Origin of the sequence: Streptococcus sp. HMSC076H09, assembly GCF_001811765.1 — a bacterium.
In the GTDB taxonomy this organism is placed as follows: Bacteria; Bacillota; Bacilli; order Lactobacillales; family Streptococcaceae; genus Streptococcus; species Streptococcus agalactiae.
In genome coordinates, this window is record NZ_KV806605.1 from 1 (window position 1) to 210 (window position 210).

Here is a 210-nt window from a genome sequence, read left to right on the forward strand (position 1 = left end):
TTTGTTCCATCTGGATAAGTTACATCAACCGTTACTTTATGATCTCCAGGAACGTTAGTATCTGGACGATCACCAACAACTGTCGGAACCCCTTTTGAGCCATCTGGAATCTTAACTAAGTCTGTGATTTCTTTATCTGAAACTGGTGTCCCTTGGGGTACTGTTGTTTCCCCTCCTGTTGGATCATATTTATCTTTATCCGGTACTGGT

Annotated in this window: 1 protein-coding gene; it reads right to left on the minus strand. The window is 41.9% G+C overall.

Annotated elements, in window-relative coordinates:
- The coding region (locus HMPREF2818_RS06455; protein WP_025197133.1) for a Rib/alpha-like domain-containing protein at nt 1-210 on the minus strand (210 nt) is incomplete at both ends.